The 7,782-nt window shown below is 74.5% G+C and carries 9 protein-coding genes; 5 read left to right on the top strand and 4 right to left on the bottom strand.

Annotated elements, in window-relative coordinates; genetic code table 11:
- Both RIM90_RS23540 and RIM90_RS23535 read right to left on the bottom strand, forming a co-directional pair.
- Positions 1 to 1,032 (bottom strand): serine/threonine-protein kinase (locus RIM90_RS23540; protein ID WP_309062743.1); only part of this gene is annotated, 1,032 nt, incomplete at its 3' end.
- Positions 1,033 to 1,287: 255 nt separating this feature from the next.
- Positions 1,288 to 2,019, bottom strand: a complete 732-nt coding sequence (locus RIM90_RS23535) for a VOC family protein (protein ID WP_309062742.1) — start codon at positions 2,017 to 2,019, stop codon at positions 1,288 to 1,290.
- A 134-nt stretch (positions 2,020 to 2,153) separates the two neighbouring features.
- Between RIM90_RS23535 and RIM90_RS23530 the strand changes: the two genes are divergently transcribed.
- A complete protein-coding gene (locus RIM90_RS23530; protein WP_309062746.1) occupies positions 2,154 to 2,789 on the top strand; it encodes a TetR family transcriptional regulator in 636 nt (211 codons plus the stop codon).
- A gap of 190 nt (positions 2,790 to 2,979) precedes the next feature.
- On the opposite strand, the gene RIM90_RS23525 is transcribed toward RIM90_RS23530, so the two are convergent.
- Positions 2,980 to 3,432 (bottom strand): Lrp/AsnC family transcriptional regulator, encoded by a 453-nt coding sequence (locus RIM90_RS23525; protein ID WP_309062741.1) that lies wholly within the window; start codon positions 3,430 to 3,432, stop codon positions 2,980 to 2,982.
- Between the two features lie 82 nt (positions 3,433 to 3,514).
- Here RIM90_RS23525 and RIM90_RS23520 point away from each other — a divergent pair, with 82 nt between their 5' ends.
- The 4 genes from RIM90_RS23520 to RIM90_RS23505 all read left to right on the top strand — a co-directional run bounded on the left by RIM90_RS23520 (position 3,515) and on the right by RIM90_RS23505 (position 6,999).
- Positions 3,515 to 4,141 carry a LysE family translocator gene (locus RIM90_RS23520; protein WP_309062740.1) on the top strand — a complete coding sequence of 209 codons (627 nt, stop codon included), beginning with the start codon at positions 3,515 to 3,517 and terminating at the stop codon, positions 4,139 to 4,141.
- 278 nt (positions 4,142 to 4,419) lie between these two features.
- Positions 4,420 to 4,845 (top strand): pyridoxamine 5'-phosphate oxidase family protein, encoded by a 426-nt coding sequence (locus tag RIM90_RS23515; RefSeq protein WP_309062739.1) that lies wholly within the window; start codon positions 4,420 to 4,422, stop codon positions 4,843 to 4,845.
- Positions 4,846 to 4,876: 31 nt separating this feature from the next.
- The gene (locus RIM90_RS23510) at positions 4,877 to 5,545 is read left to right on the top strand and encodes a pyridoxal 5'-phosphate synthase (RefSeq protein ID WP_309062738.1); all 669 of its coding nucleotides are present in this window, start codon (positions 4,877 to 4,879) and stop codon (positions 5,543 to 5,545) included.
- A 251-nt stretch (positions 5,546 to 5,796) separates the two neighbouring features.
- Positions 5,797 to 6,999, top strand: coding sequence for an NAD(P)/FAD-dependent oxidoreductase (locus RIM90_RS23505; protein WP_309062737.1), 1,203 nt, complete (start codon positions 5,797 to 5,799; stop codon positions 6,997 to 6,999).
- Between the two features lie 60 nt (positions 7,000 to 7,059).
- Here the strand turns inward: RIM90_RS23505 and RIM90_RS23500 are convergent.
- On the bottom strand, positions 7,060 to 7,782 hold a 723-nt coding region (locus RIM90_RS23500), incomplete at its 5' end, for a hypothetical protein (protein WP_309062736.1).

The raw sequence follows: 7,782 nt of genomic DNA, 5'->3' as shown, positions 1-7,782 counted from the left end.
CGCGGGCACGCCCACCGGCGCGGGCACGGACGGGGGCGGCGGCGGGACGACGGGGTCGTGCGGGGGCGGGGGCGGTACGTGCGGACGGACGCCTCCGCCGCTGCGGCCCCCTCCGTGGGTGGGCTTGGGCGCCGGACGGCCGCCCCGGCGGGCCTCGATCAGGCCGACCGCGCGCTCGGGCAGCCAGGCGGAGGCCGTGCCGCTGTCGTCGGAGCCGGAGCCGAACAGGTGCGGGGCGAGCTGGGCCTGGAGGTCGGCGGGGGTGGGCCGGGCCGAGGCGTCCATCTGCATGCAGGCCTCGATCAGCGGCCGCAGCTCGTCCGGGAGGCCGTCCAGGTCCGGGCCCTCGCGCAGCAGCATGAAGACCGTCTCGACCGGGTTGGCGCCGTGGAAGGGGGCGTGGCCGGTGGCGGCGAAGACGAGGGTGGAGCCCAGGGAGAACACGTCGCTGGCGCCGGTGACGCTGCGGGAGTCCTTCGCCTGCTCCGGGGACATGTAGGCGGGGGTGCCGACGGCGACGTTCGTCATCGTCAGACGGGTGTTCGACACGCCGGAGGCGATACCGAAGTCGATCACCCGGGGGCCGTCCTCGACGACGAGGACGTTGGACGGCTTGAGGTCGCGGTGGACGAGCCCGGCGCCGTGGATGGACTGCAGCGCCTCCGCGACACCGGCCGCGAGCCAGCGCACCGCCTGGGCCGGCAGCGGACCGCACTCGTTCACTATCTCCTCGAGGGAGGGCGCGGGGACGTACGCGGTGGCCAGCCACGGCACGGCGGCACGCGGATCGGCGTCCACGACGGCCGCCGTGTAGAAACCGGAGACCGCGCGGGCCGCCTCCACCTCGCGCGTGAAGCGGACGCGGAACAGCTGGTCCTCGGCCAGTTCGGTCCGGACCGTCTTGATCGCCACGCGCCGCCCGGACGCCGAGCGCGCGAGATAGACCAGCCCCATGCCGCCGGCTCCCAGCCGTCCCAGCACCTCGAACGGCCCGATACGCCGCGGATCGTGCTGCGTCAGCTGATCCACCACTTGCCTGCCACCTCCCCGTACGAGTCGCGCCACCACCTGTGCACGCGACCGAAGTGCAGCGTCTCACCACCGCACCGCCGTGGCGGCACGCACCCCGATTCTTCCTGTCCGGGCCCCCGGTTGCGAACCGGCCGACAAATAGGGTGTCCAGGTTTACATACGACACAATGGGCGGACCGGCGGGCCGACGGGCCCGTGGACGGCTCGGTGCGCGGGCCCGGTGCGCCGGTCCGGTGTGACGGCTCGGCGGGACGTTCAGCGGCGCAGCAGCGCGAAGGACGCCCCCTGATCGTCGGTGACCACGGCCGCCGTGCCGTAGGACGTCCCGAAGGGCGGGACCTGGACCCGGCCGCCGAGCCGGGTCACCTCCTCCATGGTGGCCGCGAGGTCCTCGACGGCGAAGTGGACGAGGAAGTGGGGCGGCATCTCGGCGGGGAAGACGTCGGAGACGGGGGCACGGCCGAAGTCGGGGACGGCGTCCGGGCCGAACAGGGCGTCGTGGAAGAGGTCCCCGTAGAAGGTGTTGGCCGCCTCGGTGTCCCGGGTGTAGAGCTGGACCCAGGCGAAGCTGCCCGGCTCGTGGCGGCGGCCGAAGCCGGGGTGGCCGGCGGGCTGCCAGAGGGCGAAGACCGCGCCCCCGGGGTCGGTGACGAGCGCGGTGACGCCGAGGTCGCCGACCGGCAGCGGCGCGGAGACGATCCGCCCGCCGGCGGCACGGACGCGCCGGCACAGCGCCTCGGCGTCGGGGGTGGCGAAGGACACCGTCCACACGGTGGGGAGCCGGCCGTCCGTCTTGTGCGCGAGGGAGGCGACGGGTTCACCGTCCTTCAGCGCCCGCACGGCCCCCGAGGGCAGGTCGGGCTGCTCCTGGAAGGTCCACCCGAAGAGCTCGCCGTAGAACCGCTTGCCCGCCTCCACGTCGGGGAGCTGCGCGTCCACCCAGCACGGGGTGCCCTCTGTGTACTCCGGTGCCCTGTTTTCGGCCATGCCGCCAAAGTAGCCGCGTCGCGCGCACCCCGCAGACCAGGCACACCAGCCTCCGCGCGCCCGCGCACCCCATTTGCAGTCGGCCGAATCGCGCTCCCATCCCCCCTCGGTAAGCTGACGACATGACAGGACAAGTGCGTACCGTCGACGGCCGCGTGGCCGGTCGGCGTGGGCAGGCGACCCGGCAGAAGCTGCTCGACTGCCTCAGCGAGATGCTCAGCTCGTCCCCCTACCGGGATGTCAAAGTCATCGATGTCGCGCGCAAGGCGGGGACTTCCCCGGCGACCTTCTACCAGTACTTCCCGGACGTCGAGGGCGCCGTCCTGGAGCTCGCGGAGCAAACGGCCGCCGAGAGCGCCGGGTTGGCCGAGCTCCTGGAGGGCCGCTCCTGGGCCGGCAAGGCCGGCTGGCAGACGGCGCAGGAACTCGTCGACGGATTCCTGGAGTTCTGGCGGAAGAACGACGCGATCCTGCGCGTCGTGGACCTCGGCGCGGCCGAGGGCGACAAACGCTTCTACAAGCTCCGCATGAAGATCCTGAACTCCGTGAACACCTCCCTGGCGGACTCCGTCGCCGCGCTGCAGACCAAGGGGCGGATCGACAAGGACGTGAACCCGGCGGCGATCGCCGGTTCCCTGGTCACGATGCTCGCGGCCGCGGCCTCGCACCAGAAGGGCTTCTCCTCCTGGGGCGTCAAGCAGGCCGAACTCAAGCCCGGTCTGGCGCTGTTGGTGCACCTGGGCGTCACCGGCAAGAAGCCCGCGAAGTAGGCCGCCCCTTTCTCCGAGAAGCGGGCCCCTCCCCTGAAGCAGGTCGCTCCCGCAGGAGGCCACTCCCTTCTTTCCGCTTTCCAAGTCCTGTCTGCCAGGCGGCGGTCCACTCCGGTGGGCCGCCGCCTGGCGTGTGTCCCGGCACCATGGTGCGCCGCGCCGGCGGCCGTTGCGCCCGCGGACCCGCCCCCTACGCGGGCAGCGGGCGGTCCCTCACCACGTGCTTCATCACCAGCGTGGACGTCAGCCGCTGCACCCCCGGCAGCGTGGCCAGACGTTCGTCGTAGAGCCGCTGGTAGGCGGCGAGGTCGGCGGCGACCACCCGCAGCAGGTAGTCCGGCTCCCCGAACAGCCGCTGCGCCTCCAGCACCTCCTCCACCTCGGCGACCGCCCGCTCGAACTCCACGACCGTGTCCCGGTCCTCCTGCCGCATGGAGACGAACACCAGCGCCTCGAAGGCCAGCCCCACGGCGGCCGGGTCCACCACCGCCCGGTAGCCGCTGATCGCACCCGACCGCTCCAGCTCCCGCAGCCTGCGGTGACAGGGCGAGACGCTGAGCCGCACCCGCGCGGCCAGCTCCGTCACGGTCAGCCGCCCGTCCTGTTGCAGCTCGGCAAGAATCTTCCGGTCCATGTCGTCCATGAGGTAGATCCTGCCCCGGAACACGCGGCAGCGGGGAAAATCCGGGAACACATTCGGCCCGTTTCCGCCTAATCTCGCCGCCATGGACACCGCGACCCTCCTCTCCTTCCTCGCCCTCGACCTGCTGCTGGTGTGCGTACCGGGTGCCGACTGGGCGTACACGATCTCGGCCGGGCTGCGGGGACGGTCGGTGGCCGCGGCGGTCGGTGGCCTGGTGACCGGGTACGCACTGCACACGGCGCTCGCCGCGGCGGGGCTGGCGGTCCTGGTCGCGGGCTCCCCGGTCCTGCTCACCGTGCTGACCGTGGTGGGGGCCGGGTACCTGGTGTGGCTGGGCTGGAGCGTGCTGCGCCGCCCCGGCACCCCGGGCGCGGACGGAGCCGCCGCCGGGGAGAGCGGTGCCCGGGCCTTCCGGCGCGGGGCCACGATCAGCGGTCTGAACCCCAAGGGCCTGCTGCTCTACCTCTCCGTCCTGCCCCAGTTCCTGGTCACGGGCGACGGCGCGCACCTGCCGGTGCCGGCGCAGACCGTCGCCCTGGGGCTGCTGCACATGGCGTGCTGCGCCGTCGTCTACCTGTCCGTCGGCCTCGCCGCCCGCGCCGTCCTCGGCGCCCGCCCGACGGCGGCCCGCGCGGTCGTGCGCACGTCGGGGGCGGCGATGCTCGGGATCGGCGCGTTCCTGCTGGTCCAGCGGCTGGCGACGTTCTAGGGCCGGTCGGCGGATCAAGCCGGAGGGGACCGACGGCGCCTTGCCGGCACGGGCGTGCCGGCCCCCGCGTCTCCGGCGTGGTCCGCCGGTCAGGTCCTGGCCGGGCGGGATCTCCCGGCCCAACGCTCCTGAACGCGGGGGCCGTTGCCGTCGGAGAACGCGGAAGGGGGAAGACCCGGGCGGGCGGCCGTCGTTGTGCTCGGTGGAAACCGACCACCCGTACGCACGGCATGACCGTCCCGTACGTCCGCGACACCCGACTCGCAGGAGGAACCGGAATGGCCCTGACCCGCGAAGAGCGTGAACAGTTCCTGGCCGAACCCCACATCGCCGCGCTCGCGGTCGACGCGGGACCGGGACGCGCCCCGCTCACCGTGCCGATCTGGTACCAGTACGCGCCCGGTGGCGACGTGTGGATCATGACCGGTCTGGACTCCCGCAAGAACAAGCTGATCAGCGCGGCCGGGCGGTTCTCGCTCATGATCGACCGGACCGAGCCCACCATCCGGTACGTGTCGGTGGAGGGACCGGTCCTGGAGACCACGCCCGCCACGATCGAGCAGCTGCGGGAGATCTCCGCCCGCTACCTCCCGGCCGACAAGGTCGAGGAGTACGTCGGCTTCGCCTGGAAGAACCACGGCGAGCAGGTCGTCGTCCGCATGCGGCCCGAGCGGTGGGTGTCGTCCGACCTCGGCTCGGTGTGAGCGCGGCCGCCCCGCGCACGAGAATCGGGGCATGGAAACCGATCTCCACGAGCTGCTGAGGTCACTGCGGGTCTGGGACCCGGAGGTCACCGAGCTGCCGGCGCTGGACCCGGCCGCCGCGCCCGCCGAGCCGCTGCCGCTGTTCACGCGGTGGCTGGCCGAGGTGGTGGCGGCCGGGCAGCGCGAGCCGCACACCATGTCCCTGGCGACGGCGGACGCGGACGGGCTGCCGGACGTACGGATCGTGATGCTGCACGGCGCGGACGCCGACGGCTGGTCCTTCGCGACCCACGCGCACAGCCGCAAGGGCGGCCACCTCGCCGCCCGCCCGCATGCCGCGCTGGTCTTCCACTGGCCGGTGCTGGGCCGTCAGGTGCGCCTGCGCGGGCCCGTCGGCACCGCCCCGGCCGAGGAGGCGCAGGCCGACCTGCACGCCCGCTCCACCGGGGCACTGGCCGCCGCGCTGACGGGGCGGCAGAGCGCCGTCCTCGGTTCGGTGGAGGAACTGGCCCGGGCCTCGGAAGGGGCCTGGGAACGGGCGCGGCGGGAGCCGGACACCCCGGCGCCGTCCTGGACCCTGTACCGCCTCCGGCCGGACGAGGTGGAGTTCTTCCAGGGCGACGCCCGGCGCCGGCACGTACGGCTGCGCTACCGGCGGGAAGGGCGGGAGGGATGGGCCAGGGAGCTGCTGTGGCCGTGAGGGTCAGGAAGTCGCCGGGTCCGTGAGGCCGCGCAGCCACGCCTCCGCGTCGGCCCGGGACGCCGGGTCCCGGGGACGCAGGTGCGGACCGTGGCCGTGCAGCTCGGGGAGGGGCCGGGGCCGGACGCGCTCGGGCAGGGGAGCCACGGGGACATCCACACCCACGCCCCCCTCACAGACGTGATCAATCCGCAACCAATTCCGGTCTTGACCGAGACCCATCAAGCAGGGGCGTGATTACGCTCGCGCTCATGGCCGACTCCACCACGTCCGCGCAAGCCCCCGCGCCCCACCGGGCGGCCCGTCCCGTCTACGTCATCGGCGGCGGCCCGGGCGGGCTCTCCGTCGCCTACGCGTTGCGCGCCCGGGGGATACGGGCCGTCGTCCTGGAGCGGTCCGACCGGGTGGGCGCGTCCTGGCGGCGCCACTACGACCGGCTGCGGCTGCACACCACCCGGCGTCTGTCCGCCCTGCCCGGTCTGCCGATGCCGCGCCGGTTCGGGCGGTGGGTGTCCCGGGACAACGTGGTCCGGTACCTGGAGAAGTACGCCGAGCACCACCGCCTGGAGATCGTCACCGGTGTCGAGGTGTCGCGCGTCGAGCGCACCGCCGACGGCACCGGCTGGCTGCTGCACGCCACCGGTGGCCGTGAGCTGGCCGGCGCCGCGGTCGTCGTGGCCACCGGCCACAACCACACCCCCCGCATCCCCGACTGGCCCGGCCGGGACACCTACACCGGCACCTTCCTGCACGCCTCCGCGTACCGCGACGCGCGGCCCTTCGCCGGGCGGGACGTGCTCGTCGTGGGGGCCGGCAACACGGGCGCCGAGATCGCCGTCGACCTGGTGGAGGGCGGGGCCTCCCGGGTGCGGCTGTCGGTCCGCACCCCTCCGTACGTCCTGCGCCGCTCGACCGCCGGCTGGGCCACGCAGTACTCGGGCGTGCTGTCCCGGCGGCTTCCCGCCGGCCTGGTGGACCGGCTGGCCCGGCCGCTGCTCAAGGTGACCGCGCCGGACCTGTCGGCCCACGGCCTGCCCCGCCCGGAGGCCGGGCTCGCCACCCGGGCCGCCGAGGGGGCCGTGCCCGTCCTGGACGTCGGCCTGGTCGGCGCCGTGCGGAAGGGCGCCGTGGAGGTCGTGGCCGCCGTGGAGGGGTTCGAGGACGGCGAGGTCGTGCTCGCCGACGGCGGCCGCATCGGCCCGGAGGCGGTCGTCGCGGCCACGGGCTACCTCCGCGGTCTGGAGGGCCTCGTCGGTCACCTCGGCGTGCTCGACGAGCGCGGCAGACCGGTCGTCCGCGGCGCCCGCACCCCGCACGGCGCCCCCGGCCTGTACTTCACCGGTTTCACCACCCCCCTCAGCGGCGGCCTCCGCGAACTGGCCCTGGACGCCCGGCGGATCGCCGGGGCGGTGGCCCGCGACGGGGCACCGGGCGTCTCCCGCCTTCCCGGCTGAGGACACGCGGGAGACGGCGGCGGTCCCGCGTCCGGCCGGCTCCGGCACGGCACCGGTGGTTCAGTCGTGGATCAGGATCCGCAGGTCACCCGCGTCCGGATCGCCGAACAGCACGAACAGCTCGGGCGCGTCGGCCGTACCGCCGATCGTCCAGGCCGTCTCCTGCCCGCAGCTCCCGCCGAACCGCACCCGGACCTCGTCCCGCCGGGCGTCGTCCCCCTCCCTGACGAGGTGCCAGGTCCCGGCGCCCGCGCAGACCACGAAGTCCCGGGTGGACGACGCGTCGTACGGGCCCCGGGCCGGAAGCCCGGTGGCCACCGCCCGACCGCCGGGGAGCAGGCGCAGCACGGCGCCGTCCTCACCGCGCCAGACCCCCGCGAGCTGTCCGGCGGTCGGCTCCGGCGGCTCGTACTCCTCGATCAGCCCGGCGGCGGTGGCCGCCAGGGCGCCGGTGAGGGCCAGCACGAACAGGGCGGCGGAGGCGAGCGCCGAGCGGAACCAGATGCCCCAGGTCCCCCACGCCCGTCCCGTGCGCCGGGTCCGCCGGCGCACACAGGTGAGGGCGAGCACGGGCAGCACGCCCAGGGCCGAGAGCGCCGCGGCCGTGGCGGGGAACGACCGGTCCCCCAGCAGACAGACCGGTACCGCCCAGGCCGTCCCGAGCGCTCCCGCCCCCACGAGGTGCCGGGCCCACTCGGGTCCGGGCAGGCGCCGGGCGAGGGCCACGGCCGGCAGGGGGTGCAGGACCGCGTGGAGCAGGCCGAGGACGGGCAGGACGAGCGG

Origin of the sequence: Streptomyces sp. (assembly GCF_031181555.1) — a bacterium.
Classification (GTDB): Bacteria; Actinomycetota; Actinomycetes; order Streptomycetales; family Streptomycetaceae; genus Streptomyces; species Streptomyces fimbriatus.
The sequence above is the reverse complement of the archived record's forward strand: the minus strand, read 5'-3'. Positions and strand labels throughout refer to the sequence as shown.

Coding starts and splice junctions, on each gene's coding strand:
- RIM90_RS23535 (WP_309062742.1), bottom strand. CDS start 2,019: ATGGCCGAAAACAGGGCACCGGAGTACACAGAGGGCACCCCGTGCTGG.
- RIM90_RS23525 (WP_309062741.1), bottom strand. CDS start 3,432: ATGGACGACATGGACCGGAAGATTCTTGCCGAGCTGCAACAGGACGGG.
- RIM90_RS23520 (WP_309062740.1), top strand. CDS start 3,515: ATGGACACCGCGACCCTCCTCTCCTTCCTCGCCCTCGACCTGCTGCTG.
- RIM90_RS23515 (WP_309062739.1), top strand. CDS start 4,420: ATGGCCCTGACCCGCGAAGAGCGTGAACAGTTCCTGGCCGAACCCCAC.
- RIM90_RS23510 (WP_309062738.1), top strand. CDS start 4,877: ATGGAAACCGATCTCCACGAGCTGCTGAGGTCACTGCGGGTCTGGGAC.
- RIM90_RS23505 (WP_309062737.1), top strand. CDS start 5,797: ATGGCCGACTCCACCACGTCCGCGCAAGCCCCCGCGCCCCACCGGGCG.